Source organism: Paenibacillus profundus (genome assembly GCF_021369635.1).
Lineage (GTDB): Bacteria > Bacillota > Bacilli > Paenibacillales > Paenibacillaceae > Paenibacillus_B > Paenibacillus_B profundus.
In genome coordinates this window covers 532,439-553,347 of record NZ_JAJNBZ010000001.1, presented here as the reverse complement: position 1 = coordinate 553,347, position 20,909 = coordinate 532,439, and the positions used below count along the sequence as shown (strand labels likewise).

At 50.6% G+C, this 20,909-nt stretch carries 21 protein-coding genes and 1 riboswitch; of the genes, 7 read left to right on the top strand and 14 right to left on the bottom strand.

Annotated features, from left to right (window positions below; all coding sequences use genetic code 11):
- Positions 1-58 precede the first annotated feature (58 nt).
- The gene (locus LQV63_RS02435; RefSeq protein ID WP_233695499.1) at positions 59-913 is read left to right on the top strand and encodes a VOC family protein; all 855 of its coding nucleotides are present in this window, start codon (positions 59-61) and stop codon (positions 911-913) included.
- 131 nt (positions 914-1,044) lie between these two features.
- On the opposite strand, the gene LQV63_RS02430 is transcribed toward LQV63_RS02435, so the two are convergent.
- Complete coding sequence (locus LQV63_RS02430; protein WP_233695498.1) at positions 1,045-1,929, bottom strand: DUF72 domain-containing protein; 885 nt, start codon at positions 1,927-1,929, stop codon at positions 1,045-1,047.
- 436 nt (positions 1,930-2,365) lie between these two features.
- On the opposite strand from LQV63_RS02430, the gene LQV63_RS02425 reads away from it, so the two are divergent.
- Positions 2,366-3,016 (top strand): nitroreductase family protein, encoded by a 651-nt coding sequence (locus LQV63_RS02425; RefSeq protein ID WP_019425108.1) that lies wholly within the window; start codon positions 2,366-2,368, stop codon positions 3,014-3,016.
- 101 nt (positions 3,017-3,117) lie between these two features.
- Here LQV63_RS02425 and LQV63_RS02420 read toward each other — a convergent pair whose 3' ends face one another.
- The 4 genes from LQV63_RS02420 to LQV63_RS02405 form a co-directional block, all read right to left on the bottom strand.
- A complete protein-coding gene (locus LQV63_RS02420; protein WP_233695497.1) occupies positions 3,118-3,894 on the bottom strand; it encodes a hypothetical protein in 777 nt (258 codons plus the stop codon).
- A 6-nt stretch (positions 3,895-3,900) separates the two neighbouring features.
- Entirely contained in the window at positions 3,901-4,320 is a 420-nt protein-coding gene (locus LQV63_RS02415; RefSeq protein ID WP_019425106.1) for a hypothetical protein, read from the bottom strand.
- A gap of 90 nt (positions 4,321-4,410) precedes the next feature.
- Complete coding sequence (glsA, locus tag LQV63_RS02410) at positions 4,411-5,349, bottom strand: glutaminase A (RefSeq protein WP_233695496.1); 939 nt, start codon at positions 5,347-5,349, stop codon at positions 4,411-4,413.
- A gap of 270 nt (positions 5,350-5,619) precedes the next feature.
- Positions 5,620-6,099 (bottom strand): DUF3939 domain-containing protein, encoded by a 480-nt coding sequence (locus LQV63_RS02405; RefSeq protein ID WP_019425104.1) that lies wholly within the window; start codon positions 6,097-6,099, stop codon positions 5,620-5,622.
- 201 nt (positions 6,100-6,300) lie between these two features.
- Between LQV63_RS02405 and LQV63_RS02400 the strand changes: the two genes are divergently transcribed.
- Positions 6,301-7,104: an SDR family oxidoreductase gene (locus tag LQV63_RS02400; protein WP_233695495.1), complete on the top strand. Its 804-nt coding sequence runs from the start codon at positions 6,301-6,303 to the stop codon at positions 7,102-7,104.
- A 128-nt stretch (positions 7,105-7,232) separates the two neighbouring features.
- Here the strand turns inward: LQV63_RS02400 and metE are convergent, their stop codons facing one another.
- From metE to LQV63_RS02380, 4 genes are all read right to left on the bottom strand, one after another.
- A complete protein-coding gene (gene metE / locus LQV63_RS02395) occupies positions 7,233-9,560 on the bottom strand; it encodes a 5-methyltetrahydropteroyltriglutamate--homocysteine S-methyltransferase (RefSeq protein ID WP_233695494.1) in 2,328 nt (775 codons plus the stop codon).
- 169 nt (positions 9,561-9,729) lie between these two features.
- Positions 9,730-9,867: a hypothetical protein gene (locus LQV63_RS02390; RefSeq protein ID WP_157259900.1), complete on the bottom strand. Its 138-nt coding sequence runs from the start codon at positions 9,865-9,867 to the stop codon at positions 9,730-9,732.
- Positions 9,825-10,020, bottom strand: a riboswitch (cobalamin riboswitch). Its footprint overlaps the gene before it by 43 nt.
- Positions 10,021-10,597: 577 nt before the next feature.
- Positions 10,598-10,888 (bottom strand): HesB/YadR/YfhF family protein, encoded by a 291-nt coding sequence (locus LQV63_RS02385; protein WP_233695493.1) that lies wholly within the window; start codon positions 10,886-10,888, stop codon positions 10,598-10,600.
- Between the two features lie 90 nt (positions 10,889-10,978).
- A complete protein-coding gene (locus LQV63_RS02380) occupies positions 10,979-11,188 on the bottom strand; it encodes a cation transporter (protein ID WP_233695563.1) in 210 nt (69 codons plus the stop codon).
- A 417-nt stretch (positions 11,189-11,605) separates the two neighbouring features.
- Between LQV63_RS02380 and LQV63_RS02375 the strand changes: the two genes are divergently transcribed.
- Positions 11,606-12,559: an L-lactate dehydrogenase gene (locus tag LQV63_RS02375; RefSeq protein ID WP_233695492.1), complete on the top strand. Its 954-nt coding sequence runs from the start codon at positions 11,606-11,608 to the stop codon at positions 12,557-12,559.
- Positions 12,560-13,154: 595 nt separating this feature from the next.
- On the opposite strand, the gene LQV63_RS02370 is transcribed toward LQV63_RS02375, so the two are convergent.
- The gene (locus LQV63_RS02370; protein ID WP_233695491.1) at positions 13,155-14,177 is read right to left on the bottom strand and encodes a P1 family peptidase; all 1,023 of its coding nucleotides are present in this window, start codon (positions 14,175-14,177) and stop codon (positions 13,155-13,157) included.
- Between the two features lie 140 nt (positions 14,178-14,317).
- Here LQV63_RS02370 and LQV63_RS02365 point away from each other — a divergent pair, with 140 nt between their 5' ends.
- From LQV63_RS02365 to LQV63_RS02355, 3 genes are all read left to right on the top strand, one after another.
- A complete protein-coding gene (locus LQV63_RS02365; RefSeq protein ID WP_233695490.1) occupies positions 14,318-15,172 on the top strand; it encodes a carbon-nitrogen hydrolase family protein in 855 nt (284 codons plus the stop codon).
- 11 nt (positions 15,173-15,183) lie between these two features.
- Positions 15,184-15,861: a GNAT family N-acetyltransferase gene (locus tag LQV63_RS02360; protein WP_233695489.1), complete on the top strand. Its 678-nt coding sequence runs from the start codon at positions 15,184-15,186 to the stop codon at positions 15,859-15,861.
- A 93-nt stretch (positions 15,862-15,954) separates the two neighbouring features.
- Complete coding sequence (locus tag LQV63_RS02355; RefSeq protein WP_233695562.1) at positions 15,955-16,626, top strand: GNAT family N-acetyltransferase; 672 nt, start codon at positions 15,955-15,957, stop codon at positions 16,624-16,626.
- A 498-nt stretch (positions 16,627-17,124) separates the two neighbouring features.
- On the opposite strand, the gene LQV63_RS02350 is transcribed toward LQV63_RS02355, so the two are convergent.
- The 4 genes from LQV63_RS02350 to LQV63_RS02335 form a co-directional block, all read right to left on the bottom strand.
- Positions 17,125-17,982 carry an SMP-30/gluconolactonase/LRE family protein gene (locus tag LQV63_RS02350; protein ID WP_233695488.1) on the bottom strand — a complete coding sequence of 286 codons (858 nt, stop codon included), beginning with the start codon at positions 17,980-17,982 and terminating at the stop codon, positions 17,125-17,127.
- 147 nt (positions 17,983-18,129) lie between these two features.
- Positions 18,130-19,656 carry a nicotinate phosphoribosyltransferase gene (locus tag LQV63_RS02345; protein ID WP_019425091.1) on the bottom strand — a complete coding sequence of 509 codons (1,527 nt, stop codon included), beginning with the start codon at positions 19,654-19,656 and terminating at the stop codon, positions 18,130-18,132.
- A gap of 50 nt (positions 19,657-19,706) precedes the next feature.
- Positions 19,707-20,249 carry a cysteine hydrolase family protein gene (locus LQV63_RS02340; protein ID WP_019425090.1) on the bottom strand — a complete coding sequence of 181 codons (543 nt, stop codon included), beginning with the start codon at positions 20,247-20,249 and terminating at the stop codon, positions 19,707-19,709.
- 88 nt (positions 20,250-20,337) lie between these two features.
- Positions 20,338-20,757, bottom strand: a complete 420-nt coding sequence (locus LQV63_RS02335; RefSeq protein WP_019425089.1) for a PaaI family thioesterase — start codon at positions 20,755-20,757, stop codon at positions 20,338-20,340.
- Between the last annotated feature and the right edge of the window lie 152 nt (positions 20,758-20,909).

The following is a 20,909-nucleotide window of genomic DNA, read 5'->3' as shown; positions in this document are numbered from 1 at the left end:
TCAGTATCAATCCTTTGAAGTAACGATACACTATTTGAATATGGAGGGACGATAACAAATGAATACACATTCTACAGACACTCATATTGGCCATGTTCATTTATATGTTGCCGATCTGACACGCTCCTTATCTTTTTATCGCGAAGTGATAGGGCTGCAATTGCTCCGCCAGCAAGATCGTGTCGCTGAGCTGACCACCGACGGCAAACGGCCCATACTGATCATTGAGCAGCAAGCACAGCCATTGCCTAAGCAGCCGCGCACCACTGGCTTGTATCATTTTGCCATTTTGGTACCCAGCCGCCAAGATTTAGCGCACACGCTCACCCATTTGCTGCACACGGGCTATCCGTTGCAGGGCGCGGCAGACCACCAATTCAGCGAAGCGATTTATTTATCCGACCCTGACGGAAATGGAATCGAGCTGTATGCCGATCGTCCGCGATCGGAATGGGTGTGGAGTGACGGTGAGCTGCCCTTCGTCAGCGATCCGCTAGATGGAGACGGGTTGTTGGCCGCGGCGGACGATACGCCGTGGACCGGTCTTCCATCTGGTGCGATCATCGGTCATGTCCACCTGCACGTCGCAGATTTGCAAGCGGCGAAGACGTTCTACTGTGATGGACTAGGATTGGACATTACGATCCCATTCCGCAACCGGGCGCTGTTCGTCTCGGCCGGAGGATATCACCACCATATCGGACTTAACACTTGGAATGGCGAAGGGGCCCCTGCACCCGCACCAGAAAGCATCGGGTTGAAATGGTTCTCCCTCGTCTTTCCTGACGACGCAGAACGCCAGCAAGTGCTGCAGCGGTTAGCGGAGATTGGAGCACCTGTGAAGACAGATAACGAGATTCCGTTCACGTGCGACCCTTCAGGCAATCACATACAATTGATCACATCCCGCTGATGAATTGGCAGTACGCCATTAACGTTGAATTTCACCATTAACAATAAATATCAGTATCACAAAATGGAATTATATAATAAAAGCCTTCCCTGCATATACGGGAAGGCTGTCCAAGTCATATGTGTTCTATATTATTCAAACAGAGTCATCTGCTCCAGCGGCATTGGCGGAACATTCATATGAAGCAACTTCATAAGCTGCTTCGCATTGGATGCTGCGTCGCCGCCTGAGTTGTTGTTGAAGATAACCCAGCATTGCTTGGTGGATTGCAGCAAGATGTGCAGATGCTGCTTCCATTCTGTCAGTTCTTGTTCCGAATACCGGTACAAATAGCGGACTTCCCGCCAGTTCGGCTGGCTGGACGATTGCCAACCGGAATCGTTGCGTCCATGCAAGCGTACCATCGTGGCTCCGTCATGCGTTGGCTCAAGCACGGTAGGCACCGAGCCTTCGCCTACCTGCGGTTCGTCGCACACGCTGTGAATCCAGCCTTCCTCACGCATAAAGGCGAGTGTTCGCTCGCGCATATCAGGAGCAAACCAGCTTTGATGGCGAAATTCCAATGCCAGCGGCAAGCCATCCATCCATTCTCTCGTCCGGCGCAATATCTCCACATGCTTGCGCGCACAGTTGAACCATGGCGGGTATTGGAATAGAACCGCCTTCAGTTTCCCCTCAGCGCAAAGCGTCTCCGCGGCATCCCGGAACACCATGAACATCGTCTTCGCGTCATCGAATGGAATCTTCCCCCGTGAATGTCCGGTCATGCCTTGATAAGCCTTAACGATGAAGCCGAACTGCTCCGGCGTTTGTTCGCTCCAGCTTATCATGCGCTCTGGGGTCGGTACCGCATAGAACGAGCTGTCGAGCTCCACCAACGGGAAATGCGAACCGTACACGCCAAGCTTCTCGTTAGCTTTCGTTCCGGGCTCATATATGGCATCATGATCTCCCCATCCGGCCAGACCAATCTGAATTCGCTGCTCCGTATTGAGCTCATTTTCATTAAAAGGCATACCTATCGTCTCCGCTATCTTTTTCTCCCGCCCTTATCTCCTCTGCCCTCGACTGAATTCAAACATTAGAGGCAGGTCGTTACTGATATTATCGTCATTTCCAGAGTACAATGCAATCTTCTCCAGTCGTGGCGGCGGGTTACAAACCGGGGTAACACTTTTGCGCAAATGAATAGCAATCTATACTTCTCATTCAAATGATATGGCTATGAGTCTAATCATAAAGCGTGCAACTAGTCTTGTATCAGCCAGGTTAGGGCATAACAATTTCGCTGAATTGGGAACCTGACAATGCGACATACAATGGTTGCAATTTACACATTGTAGCAATAATATTATTCGTGTTACTATATATAAGTTAGTTCTAATTCAAATTAAAATTATAATGACTACTATACCTATTCAGCAAAATGAATCGAAAGGATGATCCCTTCGCATGAACAACAAACAGACGTTAACATCAGATGAAACGATGCGTTCCCGCCATTCAGTTCGCAAATATGTGCCCAATGTCCGTATCCCTGAAGCCGAACTGAACGAAATATTGGAGCTTGCCGGAACGGCGCCCTCTTCTTGGAACTTGCAGCACTGGCGCTTTCTCGTCATTCAAGAAGAAGAGAACAAGCAGCGCATGCTCCCGATTGCCTATAACCAACAACAGATCGTTGACAGCTCTGCCGTTATCGTCGTCCTTGGCGATACGCAAGCCAACCTTGTGGCGGATGAAATCTATGGAGCGGCTTTGAACGCTGGCGCGATTACGCAGCAGGTGTACGATACGCTTCTGGGCAATATTCAACGCGCATACGCATCCTCCGCGACGGTTGGCGTCGAGGAAGCCATTCGCAACGGCTCCTTGGCCGCGATGCAGCTGATGCTGGCTGCCAAAGCAAAAGGCTACGATACGTGTCCTATCGGCGGATTTAACCGCGTTGAACTTGTCAAGGCATTCCAGGTTCCTGACCGTTATGTGCCTGTCATGCTGATTACATTGGGACAGGCGGCTGCCCCAGCTCATGGCTCAGGACGCTTCCCGATTGAACGCACCGTCATTCTTGAGACATTTGCTGCGTCTTCGAACGAATAAGAACAACTTCTCTGTTCCAAGCGTCTGATCGATAACTGATCAGGCGCTTGTTTGTTACAGAGTTACCTATGCACTCCGACAGCCTTTGCAAGTCGGCATCATCATTGCAGCAGACGAAGCATGGCGTACACCTTGCGCTCATCGCCATGTATGTGTTGCTCACGCACATAGAGCTGCGCCGAGCCATCTCCGTCCAGAAAGATTCCATCTCCGATAATATTTTTTATGCTCATGTATTCATATATGGCCTGCCGAAATTGCTCTGCGGTAACGCGGTCCGGAGTTACAGTCGCATAGACATTTGCTGCTTCATCATACAGAATGCCAGAACGCAAGCGGGCCTCATACATAGCTGGCAGCGCTTCTTTCTCTGCCCGCTCCTTCCAGCGCAGATCGTTCAAGCTCATGCTAATGCCTCCTACCGCCCAATAGCTCCCCCGGTTCATGACCTGAATGTCCGCTGCACTTTGTACGGCCTGAATCGAAGTTTTCTTTGCAACTTTGTCGAAGACGAATGTTCCTCGTTCATATTTGACATTGCTGCCGCCCGAGCCGAAATCCGCAGGCGATCCATTTGCAGGGTCATCATTCACAATCGCGACGCTCAACAGATTACCTTCGTAAAAGAAGCCTGCATTGATTCCCATATAGCCGCTGTCCTTCACGTTCGTCGCTATCGAGATCGGTTCAAAATTATCTGCTGCAGTTTTTACGATATGAAGCTGGATCTGTTCTTTGCTTGTAAAGGTCTCGTACTGATACAAGTTAGGGCTGGGACCTTGCCGGAGATGAAAAAATCCAAAAATGACGATGATAAAAAGAGCCAAGATAATAGAGAGCGATACGTATGTTCTGATATCGATTTGGCGATCGTCCATTCAACTTCAACTCCAACGCATCTTCACGACGAGCTCACAGCAACTCTGCGATTCTTCTTCTGTTTTAAAAATCAGCTGTATGCCTTCGGGGGAAAATTTGACCGCCAAGGCGGAGCTTGCGCCCGCACCGCGGATGATTCGGAGCACTTCCTGATCATTGCCGCGCTGCGCAGCATCCATAATGTTGCTCGCCAATTCCTTGGACTGCCGAATCCGTTCCAGTACTTTGGCAGCTTGCTGAGCAAGTTGATGAGAATTCGCCGCGGATGTGATAAATAGCGACGGATTGACAGGCGGGTATTCATCCGGCCGAAACGGAGGCTGAGTCACAGGACGCACAGGTTGTACGGAACCGATACGTTGTACGGGTCCGATACGTTGAATCGAGCCGATGCGGTAAGTAGCTCCTGGCACATAAGGTGACATGGATTCACTCCTTTATTGTTAAAGATTATTATCGTTCCTAATTTAATATATATGACAGCCTATGAGTAGTGAGAAAAAGATGTGCCCTTTTTAAAAAATACTCCAATCATAGCGTTCGGACAACGCTGCCAGCAATTGTACGCCTGCGACACTGTTCCCCTTTTCATTTAGAGAGGGACCGACGAGACCGATGCCCATTTGTCCCGGAATAAGCGCAAGAATTCCGCCCGACACCCCGCTCTTCGCCGGAATGCCCACATGAATTGCGAATTCGCCTGAAGCATTGTACATGCCGCACGTCACCATGAACGAATTGACGATTTGTACATAATGTCTTGGGATGAAGCATCTTCCCGTCACCGGATCACAGCCATGATTGGCCAGCACGAGCGCCATCCGAGCCAACTGCGTCGTGTTCACTTCAATGGCACATTGGCGAAAATATACGTCCAGCGTAGGCTCCACGTCATCCTCTAGAATGCCGTTATCCTTCAAAAAATAAGCGAGCGAGCGATTGCGATGCGCAGTCGCCTTCTCGGACTCATACACGTGCTCATTCCACGTCAACGTGTCATCGTCAGCCAACGTACGCACAAATTCCAGCATGCGTTCTGCCTTCTCGCGCGGGCTCTGGCCTTCGATGAGCGAGGCAATCGCAATGGCACCCGCATTGATGAACGGATTGAACGGCTTGCCGGGATCCACTAGCTCCAGCTTCAGGATCGAATTGAAGTCATCGCCGGTAGGCTCCATGCCTACCTTCTCGAACACCTTAGCCTCTCCGCTATCCAATAGAGCCAGCAGCAGAGAGAACACCTTAGATATGCTCTGCATCGTAAACTTAAAGCCGCAATCACCTGCATGAGCCTGCTCACCTTGCGTTCCTAACAGGGAAATGCAAAGCGCATCGCGCGGAGCATTTGCCAAGCCGGGAATATACGTGGCGACTGCACCTTTTGCTGCTGTCTTCCTGCTCTCCTCCAACAATTGGGGAAGCTCCTGTTCTAGCTGCTGCCAATAGGTAGACATATGTGCTGCGCTCCATTCCTTCCGATAATATGCTTCTCTGTTCTCAGCCGTTCACGGTTTGAACATGCATTTATAGAGTGTCATTTACGATGTGGAACCATTCATTGAGGGCATTTCTCCAACCCACGACAGTCACTGCGCTTCCTTCTTCACTTCTTGAATATCTGTTCTGCAATCCAGCCGATGATGTCCATGATCTCTATTAGCATATCATTTCCAAGCGCAAAAAAGGACCCTATTTCCACTTCAGGAAAAAGAGTCCTTCGCACGTTATTGAATTATTCCGGGACGATGCCAATCCGGTTCATGTGTAAGCAGGAACTGCTCTGTCGTGAGATAGAGCGGGATCGGGGGCACTTCCTTCAAATAATGCCGCTGCATTAACAAATCGTAGTGCACCTGCCGGTTCCGGGTACCGGTCATGACGGGCAAATCTTTATGCTCATCCATATAATCGTCAACCGCGGTCTGAACTATATCCAAATAAAGAGGGATGAGCATATCATTCTCCTCGAAAATTTCATACGTATAACGGGACATATAGAACTTCTGATCCGATACGCCGCCTAAATAACGGCTGATACGCTTCAGATCAATACTTTGGTCCTCTTTCAGCAAAGTCGTGCGTTGAATTTGTTCAGGCATGTCGTTCTCGAACTGAAGCACTGCTCTTTTTACGTCTTGCAAGGACACATGTACAGGAGCATTCTCTTGTTTCTGTTGTTGTTTCCGACGTTTAAACCAGAGCATGTCTGAACCCACCTCTCTGTTTTCCTATGTCATGCAGATGGAAACAGGAATAATGTATTCGCTTACATATTCATTATAACATAGATTCAATATGGTTCACATGACGCATGACAGGTAGGTTTAACCAAATCCACAATCAGTGGATCAATATCAACATGAATCATCAAAAATATTGATATGACGAAAGGGGCAACGCGATATATGAACACGCAGCAATCCACAACTACTCATCAGATGACAGGAACAGCCATCGTAACCGGAGCAGGCTCGGGAATTGGCCGGGCGGCTGCGATACGTCTGGCGGAGGCAGGCATGACTGTCGCGCTGTTCGACCTGAAGGACGAACGTACACAACAGACGGAAGAATACATTGCCAAGCGATTCCCTGGACAAGCATACGCTTACGATGTGGATTTGAAAGTTCCAAAACGGGTAGAAGACGCCGTCAAGCAGGTTGCCGAGCAATGCGGAGACATTAAGGCGGTATTCGCGAACGCGGGCATTAACGGCGTGCTCTCTTCCATTGAAGAGTTGAAAGTCGAGGACTGGGAGGAGACGATGAAGGTCAACCTGACTGGAACATTCGTCACCGTGAAGTATGCTCTGCCCTATTTGAAAAAACAAGGCGGCAGCATCATCATAACAAGCTCTATTAACGGCAGCAGAAAGTTCTCCGGATTCGGCATGAGTGCGTACAGTTCTTCCAAGGCAGCTCAAGTGGCATTTGCCAAAATGGCTGCGCTGGAGCTCGCTCGTTATAAAATACGAGTCAACGTCATTTGTCCGGGATCCATTGAGACCCACATTGAAGAGAATACGAACCGGAAACCGTCCGTGAAGGACATCGAAATCCCGATGACTTACCCGGAAGGCAGTCAGCCGCTTGAGCATGGGCCAGGGTCTTCCGAACAGGTCGCTGATCTGGTTGCCTTTCTGGCATCCGATGCCGCAAGCCATATCACCGGCGCGCAAATTATGATTGACGGCGCCGAATCACTTCTCTAGCTCGATACTAAAACACGTCCATCCTTAGCGCAGTCACAGAAAGTAAAATTTCCGTGCCTTGTCATCCGGATGGACGTGTCTTATTCTTTCGTGTCTTATTTACTCATCTCTTGCGTTGCATGCCCCGCTTAGCTGAGCGGCTGCACTTCCGCAACTTTTCGTTGCTGGCGGACTCGTTTCGTTGCCTCTACCATGTGGCGAAGGGCCGCGACCGTTTCTGGCTCATGACGCGTCTTTAAGCCGCAATCTGGATTAATCCAGAACGATTCCACAGGAAGCACGGCCAGTGCTTGCTCAATCAGCTGCTCCATCTCTTCCACGGAGGGAACGCGCGGACTGTGAATGTCATACACTCCAAGTCCGATTCCGAGCTCGTAATGCTGCTTCTCCAGTGTGGCAATCATATCTCCGCCGCTGCGCGCTGTCTCCAACGAGATGACGTCCGCATCCATCTTGCGAATCGTGTCCACCATGTCGGAGAAATCGCAATAGCACATATGCGTATGAATTTGCGTCTTAGGTTCCGCGCCGCATGTGGCCAAGCGGAATGCAAGCACGGCCCACTCCGTGTAATAGGACGCATCCTCCGCTTTGAGCGGCATGCCTTCCTTCACCGCCGGTTCATCCACTTGAATCATTCCGATGCCGGCTTGCTCCAAGGCGGCAATTTCTTGACGCAGCGCATAAGCCAGCTGGAATGCCGCTTGTTCGCGCGGGACATCATTACGGACGAACGACCAGTTCAGAATCGTCACTGGACCAGTGAGCATGCCTTTAACCGGCTGCGCAGTCAAAGACTGGGCGAACGCCGTCTCTTTCACGGTCATCGGTTCTGTGAACGCGACATCGCCGTAGAGAACCGGCGGCTTAACGCAGCGGGAGCCGTAAGATTGCACCCAGCCGAATTTGGTAAAGGCGAAGCCGTCCAATTTTTCGCCAAAGTATTCAACCATGTCCGTACGCTCGAACTCGCCATGCACGAGCACATCGATGCCGATGTCTTCCTGGATGCGAATCCAACGCGTCATTTCTTCTTCCAGGAAAGCTTCATACGTTCTGGCATCCCACTCTCCCTTGCGGTAACGCAATCTCGCCCGGCGAATGTCCGCCGTTTGCGGCATGCTACCGATTGTCGTCGTCGGCAAGAGCGGGAGCTCCGGCCAGCGCTTCGAATGCAGCACTCGGCGCTCCTCATAAGGCGTGCGTTTAATTCCTTTCGCCTTCTCCTCCTCCAGCAGCTCGTGCAATGCTTCGACGATATCTGCACGCTGGCGGGAAGGCTCGTTGCGCCATGAAAGGACGCGCGCGGCACTGTCATTCAGAGCGGCGCGCGTTGCTTCACTAGGCTGCGCGATATGACGGGCTAATTGCACCGTCTCCTCCAGCTTCTCATCCGCGAAGGCCAACGCCTCACGAATTACCTCCGGAAGCTCTGTCTCGCGCGTCGCCGTCAACGGCACATGCAGCAGGCTGCAGGATGGCTGTACGATCCAGCGTTCCTTCGGCACGATGCTCGCAACGGATTCCAGCCACTCCGCCACTTCTTGCAGATCAGTACGCCATATGTTTCGGCCGTCGATAACGCCGAGCGCTAACGTTTTATCTTGAGGGAAGCCCGACTTGCGAAGCGCGGCTTCGTTGCTTGCTTTGCCATGCACGAAATCCAACCCCAGCGTATTGACCGGCAGTTGAACGAATGCTTCGTAATCCGATACCGCATCGAAATAAGTTTGCACCCATAACGGAAGTGTCGGAGCCGCTATCCGCAGCTGTTCGTATACGGATTGCACAGCCTGCCAATCTTCTGGCTTCATTGCCAAGACGAACGCCGGCTCATCCAGCTGTACGCACGGAACGCCCTCCGCTTCAAGCTCGCGAAGAATGTCGCTGTACACACCGATGAACTGCTTCAGAACCTGCAGACGTTCTCCTGCGGGAACCCCCTTCAAGGAGCGCACATACGTATAAGGACCAATGATGACCGGCTTGCCTTCGATGCCCAACTGAAGCTTCGCTTTGCGATAAGCTTGCAGCGGTCGGTTGGAAGTAAGCTGTGGCGCGCGACCTTCCCATTCTGGCACAATATAGTGATAGTTCGTGTTGAACCATTTCGTCATTTCACAAGCAACTGCATCTTGGGTTCCACGTGCAAGAGCAAACATGAGATCAGGCGATACTTCCCCGCCTTCATACGAATAACGTGAAGGGATGAGTCCGAACATCGTAGTCATGTCGAGCACATGGTCGTACCAAGAATAGTCGTTTACAGGAATGTAATCGAGACCGGCTTGTTGCATTTTGGTCAATCGCTGCAATTCAATCTTGTCTAATTCCTGCTCCAGCTCCTGAGCCGAAATCTTTTTCGCCCAATACTGCTCCAACGCTTTCTTCCATTCGCGATCATAGCCGATACGCGGATATCCTGCTGCACTTGTCTTTACTGATGATGCTGTCATTATCCTTGCTCCTCTCCATATGCGATTCCCCCGCGGGACAAATAGGGACAATTTCTATCTGTTAACACGGAATTAGCATATAACATTATCCGCCATAAGGAAACCACAAAAAAGGACATCCTGCCAACTGACAGAGATGTCCCGTAAACGTCCATGACGGAATAATGGCTCATCGCTTTCCTATCATCGTGCCATCCGGCTGTGCCGGACATCGACATGCGATTTCCATGTTTACGAACACTTCCCTATCTCCCGTAGGTACAATCAGTGCTGCCAGAACAGGCAGGTCTCCTGGCTTCAGCGTCATCGGTGTTAGCGGCCTTCCCGGTTGCATAAGCGAAACCAGTGGCCTGAAGGCTACACCTCTTCTGATACAGTGGCGGGACCGCGTCGGACTTGAACCGAACTTCCCTATTAAGCTTTGACATGTTCGCAAAGCGCCTGTTCCCTAAATATTCAGTTGTGTTGGAACGTGATGGACACCCTTCCAATTGAGAACGATTATAAACTGTCTTGCAGCGGATGACAAGTGCTTTTTCCAAATGGACGAGCAGTAAAGTATGGGGTTGGGGAAAATTCATCCTCCTCATCAAACCGGACGTGAGGTTTTCCCTCATCCGGCTTTCCGATGTTCTTCTTTCTTGTGCATTATGGTACTTTCCTTACACGACGAGTTTCTTAAGTCCCGCAAGCTGTGCCGCTGCGGCCGCCTGTCGGGGATTGCTGTGTTTGTAACGACGATTTTTCTTTTGGTTCCAGAAAAGGGTTAACCTTTTCCTGATGTACCAGTCAATTTTGATTAAGAATAGGTTTACCTTCTCCCATGTCTTCCGGTAATGCATCCCCAGAAAAGTCAAACCCATACTCATCTTCCCAGTGTGCCTAGCTTGGCTAGGCGCGCAAGATTGCAAAAAGGCGAGCCAGCAGGCTCGCCTTAGCTTGTCGAGAAACGCCAAATCAAGTGAACTAGGAAACATAAGTATTCAACCTTAAAGAGTGTTACTCTCCTTATCTTCGCTCATCAATGAAAATACACGCTATATGGACATTCCTTCATTCAGGAACACGATGTCTTCCCCGTTCTCATCCAAGGTCAGCTCACGATCGTCCAAGAACCACAGATCGTTCTGCTCCATGTAGAATGTAATGCCGTCCACGACTTCGGTTACGCCAGGGTATTGCGGGCTGTCTTTCATGATGCCGAAAGAGTAAGGTCCCGAAGCGCTGAATCCACTGTAGCGCACGAATACGCGCACCGTATCTCCTGCTATAAATCCCCAATCGGTCTGAAACCGCTGTGCCGCCTTTGGTGTCACTCGTAATTGCATCAACGGACCTCCTTTATTCAATCTGTTCCCTTCTAAGCTCGATCATACCATGTGGAGAAACCGATGAAAATACCAACTTTTCACCTTGCATCATTCATTTACGATCACATCGAAACCTTGATCCTCGATCGCTTCGCGAATCTGATCCGGCTTTACTGCCGTCTCGTCATAAGTGACACTCACTTGCTTCGCCGCCAGGTCCACCTGTGCTTGTCCGCCGATATCAGCAACGGCCCGTTCGACCGATTGCTTGCAATGTCCGCAAGTCATTCCTTCCACTTTCAACGTCAAATTCGCCATCATAACTGCCTCCTTCAATTTCATATCGTTAGTTCTGAATTGTCATCCATATCTCCTAACTCCTTCCTCATTTTCCTGCAAACGTTTCGGGGCCACTCACATATAAACGAGCTCTCCATGCACGATTTACAACCACAGAACACATTTCACAGGACACATTATATTGCGAGAAAAATGGTTATAGTCGAACTAATAATCTTGGGCGCATTACCACTCAAAAATAGAGCCTCCTCATATCGAGAGGAAAGCTTTAATTTAATTGCATTTTACACCTCTCGATAACGTCGTAATGCCTCCTTTCATGAAATTTTCATTTTAGGTTGGCTATATGTATGAATATTGGTTAAAATTTAATTGTTACATATTTTGAACAAGCTGTCTCATGCTTCATTGAGCACAAAGGAGGCAATACACATTATGACCCAAATATCCAAAGTATCCCGCATTGCATTGATCGGTTCGGGATTCGTCGGCTCCAGCTATGCATTCGCCTTGTTCAATCAGGGCTTAGCTTCCGAATTAGTTATTATCGACGCCAACCATAAAAAAGCGGAGGGCGACGCGATGGATCTAAACCACGGCCTTCCATTCGCATCCAATATGCGAATTTGGGCTGGGGACTACAGCGATTGTAAAGACGCCGATTTGGTTGTCATCACAGCCGGTGCGAACCAAGCTCCTGGCGAAACACGTCTCGATCTCATCGAAAAAAATGCGAAAATATTCAAGTCTATCGTTGAATCAGTCATGAACAGCGGCTTCAACGGACTGTTCCTGGTTGCCACCAATCCGGTAGACGTGCTTACATACGCGACATGGAAATATTCCGGCTTGCCAGCAAATCGCGTCATCGGATCCGGTACGATACTGGACACGGCACGCCTTCGCTATCTGCTTGGAGAGCAGATCGAGGTCGATCCGCGCAACGTCCACGCCTACATTATAGGCGAACACGGAGACACCGAGCTTCCGGCATGGAGCAACGTCAGCATCGGGGGTCAACCGCTCGAAGATTACCGGAAGACGCACGGGAAGCCAACGGATGAAGATTTAAACAATATTTTCATCAACGTGCGCGACGCCGCGTATCATATCATTGAACGCAAAGGCGCCACTTACTACGGCATCGCGATGGGACTCGCGCGTCTGACTAAGGCGATTCTCCGCAATGAGAATTCCGTACTGTCGGTATCCACTTTGTTAACCGGCAAATACGGGTTGGACGATGTCTACATCGGTGTTCCAGCTGTCGTTAACCGCCAAGGGATTAGAGATGTGTACGAGCTTCACCTGTCAGAAGATGAGAAGCAGAAGCTGCACCATTCGGCCGGCGTACTGAAGCAGGCGATTTCTTCTATTTTCCCTAAATAATTGAATGATGTCAGCAAACCCCGAGGCTTAGTCTCGGGGTTTATTTACCATTAAGGAAAGTTAAAGTTCTGTGAAGCGGTAAAGCGAATCAAACATTCCTTATGGCGATAAACCCTGCCTCTACATGCGGTCGCTCATCTATGAAAGCCTCGGCAGAGGTTTTCTCATGTCGCACGGACATTTTACGTGCTTCCCAAGCTCAAGCAGCCATGTACAGCACTAGACGCTTCGATAGTGACAAGCTCGAGTATGCTTGATCGCGAGAAAGGTTGAGGTTGTTATAAATCGCCCTAGCTCCACTATCCCCTCGCATCAGTAAGGTTAGTGTGGCTCATATTTCGCTTTTTCCAATTCTTTGCATGCTCCGCGAATTACGACGAAGCACCCCCTGTGTTGCAGCCTCCAGCATCGCGTCCGTCGAACAACAAGCCGACAACTGCTCGTCGTTGTTGTCCTGAGCATATGGGAGAATGAACATAAGCATGACAAAATGGCTCCAAAGTCTCCAGCAGGTACGGCGACAAGAGGAACGCTGGAGAAATGAGCAGACACAAACAGAAAAGCGCACTGGAAACTGTTCCAGTGCGCTTCTTCTTCAAGAATGGGGCTGCCAATCGCGCCAAGCCGGCACGCCTCCAGCCGACTCCGCTGCAATGATCGCATTGTGCACCGCATAGCCGAGCACTTCCGCCGCCCATATGCCGATCAGATCTACCGAAGCAGCAATACCTCCCGTCGTCATGGCGAAGACCGTGTCCCCATCGTACATCGTATGGACCGGGTATATTGTACGTGCAAGGCCGTTATGCGCCATTTGCGCAACCTTGCTCATCTCCGTCTTCGTCAGATCGCCGTTGCAGGCAATCGCCGCAATCGTCGTATTCGTTCCTGGGCGCGTATGCCCGAATGGGTTCGCCATTTGTGTCAGAAAGCTTAACGGATCAATGAAGCTCCCCGCATCCTCCTGCCTCGCCCCTGCCAACGTCGTTCCTGTCTTCGGATCACGCACCTCGCCGATCGCATTGACCGCGACGGCCGCTCCGACGACAAGACCACCTGGCAGCTGCACCGATGCAGTGCCGAAGCCGCCCTTCATCACCCGATCAGGTCCTGCATATTTCCCGACCGTTGCCCCCATGCCAGCTCCGATATTGCCTTGCGGGCACGCGGTAGCGATTGCATTACGCGCAGCGGCATAGCCCATCGCAGCGTTCGGTGTAACATGCGGATCGCCTAAGCCCAAGTCGAATAGGATCGCAGACGGAACGATAGGCACTACACCTACCCCGACATCCATACCAATCCCCTGCTCCTTCAAATAACGCATCACGCCGTGTGATGCTTCCAGTCCGAACGCGCTGCCGCCGCTCAGGCAAAGAGCGTGAATATGCTGTACGAGCGCAGTCGGGTGAAGCAGCTCCGTTTCGCGGGTGCCTGGTGCGGAACCGCGCACATCGACGCCGCACACTGCCCCTTCCTCCGCAATGATGACCGTGCAGCCCGTTAAGGCTGCGTCATCCTGTGCATTACCCAGTTTGATGCCAGGCACATCAGTTATACAGCCCGGATAGAACTCCTTGCCGCCCACGTGATGCAAAGCGGAATCCGAATGCTTCATATTCTCACTCCCTTAACTATTATTAATAATAAGATTCGATTAAGAAGCCCGCTTTCCTTTTTTCAGGATATATCTTGCTCTGTCTTTACTTCTGCCTCATAATGGGAGAGATTACTAAGCCATCATTTGGAGGTGTCACAATGAAAATGCGCGTATCTGCCGTACAATACCATTTGCATTCGATTAGCAGCTTTGAACAATTCGCTCACCAAGTCGAACATTATGTGAAGACAGCAGCGGAATTCGAAGCTGAATTTGTGCTCTTCCCCGAGTTTATGACGACACAATTAATGTCCATCGGTGACGAACAGGGAGAAGCGCTGACGATACAGGATTTGCCGCAGTATACCGAAGCCTATCACACTTTGTTCAACCGGTTGGCGAAGCAATACAACATGCATCTTATCGGGGGCACGCATGTCATTGCGCGTAACGATAAGCTATATAACGTCGCTCATCTGTTCTACCCTGACGGCAAGGTGGAAGAGCAAGCGAAGCTGCATATTACTCCTTTCGAAGTGAAGGACTGGAATATGGCTGCCGGAGAAGGCGTACGCGTCTTTCATACGGAAAAAGGGACGATCGCCATTTTAACCTGCTACGATATCGAGTTTCCGGAAATTGTGCGTATGGTGCGCGCGCAAGGCGCGGACGTCATCTTTTGTCCTTCCTGCACGGACGATCGCCAAGCATTTTATCGCGTGCGCTACTGCTGCCATGCCCGGGCCATCGAGAATCAAGTGTACGTCGTGGCTACCGGCACAGTCGGCTCACTGCCTACTGTTGACCTTATGCGTTTGAATTACGGCCAAGCAGCAGTCATCACGCCGAACGACATTCCGTTTCCGCCACGCGGCATCATGATTGAAGGTGAAATCAACAACGACATGATCGTAACCGCCGACTTAGATGTCACCTTGCTGCACCAAGTGCGTGAACGCGGTTCGGTCACGACTTGGCGTGATCGCCGCACCGATTTATATACGGATTGGTAAGGAGGGTGTGCATGTTCCGCCAATCGCTATATGTCATACTCGATGGCAAGCCGCGACTTGTTACGCTGCGCAACTATACAATAGAGGATACAGAAGCGCTCATCGATATCCAACGCGACTGCTTCCCTCCTCCATTCCCATCAGAGTTGTGGTGGAATGCAGAGCAGATTGCCAATCATGCGCGCATCTTTCCCGAAGGGGCACTGTGTGCCGAAATGGAGGGCGTGCTCATCGGTTCAATGACCGCCCTTATCATTCAGACTGATGCATATGAGAAGCACCTGCCTTGGGACAAGGCAACAGATAACGGCTATATCCGAACGCATCATCCGGATGGCGATACGCTGTACGTCGTCGATATTAGCGTGCGACCGGATTATCGCAAGTGCGGCATCGGCAAAGTGATGATGCAGGCCATGTACGCCGTGGTCGTTCATCTCGGATTGAAGCGCCTTCTCGGCGGTGCGCGCATGCCCGGCTACGGACGGGCCGCGGCTCAGTATTCAATCGAACAATATGTGGAAGGCATCATGGAAGGGAAATGGCATGATCCCGTCGTAAGCTTTCTGCTGCGCTGCGGGCGGACGCCGGTCGCCATCGTCCCGGATTATCTTGAGGATGAAGAGTCAAGGAATAACGGGCTGCTCATGGAGTGGCGCAATCCGTTCATCACGAATTGCCGGCGATAACAGTTCCAGTATGAGCAGTCTGACTATGCAATAGGAAAAGGTGGCAATGATATACAATTACGTTCGAGGAAAGGATGTTATGCCATGACAGCATTGCGATATATTCGCATCCAATCTATAGCAGATCCTTTATTTTCCCAAATGCACGCGTTAATGGGCCGCATTTTTCCGAAAGAGGAAGTGCTGGAATTCGATTTATGGAAAGAACCATTGGAGGACCCGGATATTCGCGTATTCGTCGCGGTGCATGGCGAAGAAGTCGTCGGCGCGACCGAATATCGCTTCGTGGAGCCGCTGAACGTAGCGATGACCGACTTTACCATTATCGGCCAACCCAGACTCGGCATTGGACGCTTCTTGTATAAAGAGCGCGAACGCGACCTGCTGCAAGCTGCTAAAGAAGCAGGCACATCGCTCATCGGCATGTTTGCCGAAATCTACGACCCTTATCGTGTAGGTGATTTCTCGTTCGGGGGCGTGCGCCCGATGGATCCGGTCGTACGGCGCGAGGTGCTGTCGCACCTCGGCTACGAAAGATTGGATTTCCCCTATGTTCATCCTTCTTGGTCCAACGATGGAGAAGCGGTGAGCGGACTCGATTTCTGCTTCATGCCGTTGCAAGAAAATAGGCAAGACGTACCGGCAGAGCTTGTCGTTGCATTCCTGCAATGGTATTACGCCGTACTGCCGAACAAGCCTGAAGCTTGGTACAACATGATCGAGCAATTGAAGCAGCGGGATAACATTGCTTTACTTCCGCTCTAATGGAATTGCCTAGCGGCTTTTTGATGAGTTATGGCGTGTCCTGTCATTTTCTTACGAAACGACAGACAAAATGCAGGCGGATATCAGCCCTCGGTACATATCGGCATCGACATCCGTCACGGCAAGCCGGATGCTGCAGCATAGTACGATTTCCCGAGAAATAATCCGTTCGTCGCGGCGGCATCGCGGCACTCATAGACGTGAAAGGGACTGTCTCAAAAGGTCTGCAGGACTTAAAGGACAGTCCCCGCTTTTTATTAGCCGCTCTCCTCAACTGCATCCATCGCGTCCAAGCAGCATGCGCAGTCGTCCAACAACGCAAAATGGTGGAGCAGGAATAATCTCTGCCCCACCATTTTTTAATTCGCATGCTGCAATTCTAATAAACTGAGCTATCCCTCAAGTGTTTCTATCTGCTTTTTGGATAGCTCTTTTGCTTCATATAGCACGGAGTTTCACATGTCACACTGTACAGTGTAACCACCGTAGAGCATTCTATTACACAAGGCCGCACAGTCTCCGGCATCGTCCCGGCCGTTCTGCCCGGAACGTCTCCACGTTGCCTTGATCCATCATCGTTACGTATACCGTTCGTCCATCTTCTCCGCCGAACGTAACGTTCGTGCAATTGCTGCCATGCAGACGCACTTCCTCGACGAGCTCGCCTTCCGGCGAGAAGATGGCCACGGTCCCTTTGCCGAAACGGCTCACGTACAAATAGCCTTCCGTATCACAACGCATGCCATCTAGTCCGTAATCCGGAAACTCGTGGAACAATCTTTTATTGGAAACATTCCCTTGTTCATCAAGGTCATATGCCCATATCCGGCGTTGAATGGATTCATTGACGTATAACGATGCTTCGTCCGGGCTGACCTCTATCCCATTGGTCGTCCCCATCCCCGTCTCCAACAGCGTCATCTCTCCGTCCGGAAGGATACGCCACAATTGGCCGGTATCATTGCTCCAATTCGGATCGCTGGCGAAGACGATGTCATTTGCCATAATGGCAATATCGTTCGGTTGATTCATATCCGGATTATGCGCCAGCACATCAAGCCGCCTCGTATCGAATGAATACCGGTATACGTTGTGGCCGGCATAATCGGCGATCAGCATATCACCGTTACGGTTAAACCGAATTCCGTTCCCAACACTTCCTTCCGGAAGTTCAAGGAAGACGGAGCACTCGGCTTCAGGCGTAACTTGTCCAATCGTGCCTTCACGCTCATAATTGACCGCATACAAATTGCCGTCCTTGTCGCACGATGGTCCTTCTACGCCATTGGTAAAGCCGTGTGGAGTTGTGAACACCTCGCTTGTGCGGCATTGTGCCTTACGTTCAACCTGACTCATACCTTCCGCTCCCCCCTATACATTATCCTTACTCCTTATTCGGCAGCCGCATGAGCATAATTAACCACATTAATCAATGTGCCGAATATAATGAATGCCGTTAATTATAAATGGATTGGAACAGTTGAGTGCCGGTATCCTGACGCATCAGCGGGCATTTCCGTTGTTATGATCGTCCGCGCCGTCTTCTCCACCGTCGCCGGTATCCGTCTGAAATACGCGCCGCGCTTCTTTTTCCTGCACATACGCTTCGATCATATCGCGCTTCAGTTCCCAAGCCTTCATGCTTATATCGACATGGTATCGCTCTGGATTCGTCTTGCGCAAGTATTCCGGCCAGAATAGCTGCAGCTGCTGCTTGTGATAGTCGCGAATCTCTTCCAGCGACGGTCGGCTGTATAGCAGTTCACCGTCACGGTACACCGGTTGCAGCAGTCGTTCCGCATCATATTGATCTACATATTTGTGCATATACGGGTGAATCGGATCGAACAATTTAATTTTGGAACGGCGTTCCACATCATCTTCTTCCGATAAGCAGATGTAATCGGCGATAGCCTTCTTCTTTTTCTTATGAATAATGCGGTATACATCCTTCTTGCCTGGTGTCGTCACCTTTTCGGGATTCGCCGATATTTTGATCGTCGGGTGCATTTCTCCTCTGACTTCCCGGGAGACCAGCTTATACACCCCGCCCAACGAAGGCTGATCCGATGCTGTAATCAACTGCGTGCCGACGCCCCACAAATCAACGCGCGCGCCCTGCAGCTTCAAGTCAGAGATCGTATACTCGTCCAAATCATTGGAAGCGCAAATTTGCACATCCGTCAGACCGGCTTCGTCGAGCATATTCCGCGCCTGGATCGACAAATACGCGATGTCGCCGCTATCCAGACGAATCGCTTGCAGTTCTTTGCCACGCTTCTTCAGCTCAAGGCCGATTTGAATGGCATTCGGAATGCCGCTATGCAGCGTATCGTACGTATCGACCAGGAGCGTCACTTGGTTAGGCAGCGCCTCGGAGAACACTTCGAATGCCTCTCGCTCGTCCTCGAAGCTCTGTACCCAAGCGTGCGCATGCGTGCCTTTCGTCGGAATGCCGAAGCGTCGGCCCGCCAGCATGTTCGAAGTGGCATGGAACCCTGCAAGGTAAGCCGCCCGCGCTCCCCACAAAGCCGCATCCGCTTCCTGGGCCCGTCTTGTTCCGAATTCCATCAAAATATCGTTGTGCGCCACCTGCTTAATTCGCGATGCTTTTGTCGCAATCAACGTTTGGAAATTCATGAAGTTCAAAAGTGCGGTTTCAATTAATTGTGTCTCAAAGACGCGTCCTTCCACACGAATAAGCGGTTCATTCGCGAAGACGAGCGTGCCTTCACGGACCGCATCAATATGTCCGGTAAACCGGAAATTCCGCAGTTCCTCGAGGAATTCTGCATCGTACTGCTCTTCCTGTTCACTTAAATATTCGATATCCTCTTCCATAAAGCGAAGCTGTTCGATATACTCCACAATACGTTCAAGTCCAGCGAACACCGCGTAACCGTTGTGGAATGGCAGCTTGCGGAAAAAAGCCTCAAATACCGTATGCTGGTTGTGCGTACCGTGCTTCCAGTGTGCATACATCATATTGATTTGATATTTATCCGTGTGTAACGCCATAGACGTATTCATCTGTTCATCCTTCTTTCTGAGGTCCCTACTGTCGAGCGGAGCTTCTATCGTTAATAGCCGCGAACGATTTGAGCTCCTAATGTATTGCGGAAATGCTGCAAGGCCCATTCATGTGCTTGTCCATTAAACGTGGCGACAGCATCCTCATGAATGACAGTCTTGTAGCCTAGATTATAGGCTTCGATCGCCGTATGCAGCACGCAAATGTCTGTGCACACGCCAACCAGATGTACTTCTTGAATGCCTCGGGTACGAAGCCGCAGGTCCAAGTCCGTTCCGCAAAACGAGTTGTAGCGTGTCTTATCCATCCAGTAAATGCGAGCTTCGTTCTGCTTGTATACCTCTTGCACTCGGCCATACAAATGCCGTCCATCCGTACCTTTAATGTTATGCGGCGGGAACAGCGCCGCTTCCGGATGATAAGGATCCTGCTCTTCATGCATATCGACCGCCATCGTGACAAAATCGTCTGCAGCCGCAAACTTCTCCACCAGATCCGCAATGCGGTCTTCAATATCAATAGCCGGCTGTCCGCACGGAAGCCGGCCGATAACGAAATCATTCGTATAATCAATTACGACCAACGCCTTCATGGCAGTTCGTCCCCCCTCTTCACCCTTGCCGAGCAATAGGCAGCTTAACGTCATTATGACAAAATGGCGCTAAAAGTCAACCGATAAGCTACCCCTTAGCGACAAAAGTGCCGGTTCCCATCGTTCCCAATCTGCCTTGTTCGTCGGTAACCGTTCCATATAATGTAAGCATGCGTTTCGTGGCGCTCACGACATGGGCGCGCACTTCCAGCGTCCCGCTCTTCAACGGGTGCACGAAATGGACATTCAAGTTGCTTGTCACGACGTTCTCGTGCGGCCTGACTGCAGCGGCGGCAATCCCCATCGTATTGTCGAGCAAAGAACTTAATACGCCTCCATGGACGATGCCCATCATATTCAGGTGATGCTGTTCCACCTTCAGCCTTACGACAGCCTCATGTTCATCCACTCGCACCAGTTCGCAGCCCAAATATCCCCAAAAGGAAGCTTGGGCCTGTTCGGCCAACTCGCTCCAGCGCTTCATCTGATCATCATTCTCTTTACTCATGTGCGCACCTCACAATTGTTCAAGCTATTTATTGTAGTTAACCGCGATGGTATATATGCATTTCTTCTTACTAGTATATACGACGCCTATCTACAGATCATCCCAAAGATTACATCTCCTATCCTTTATGTTGTCTATAAAAAAATCGGCCG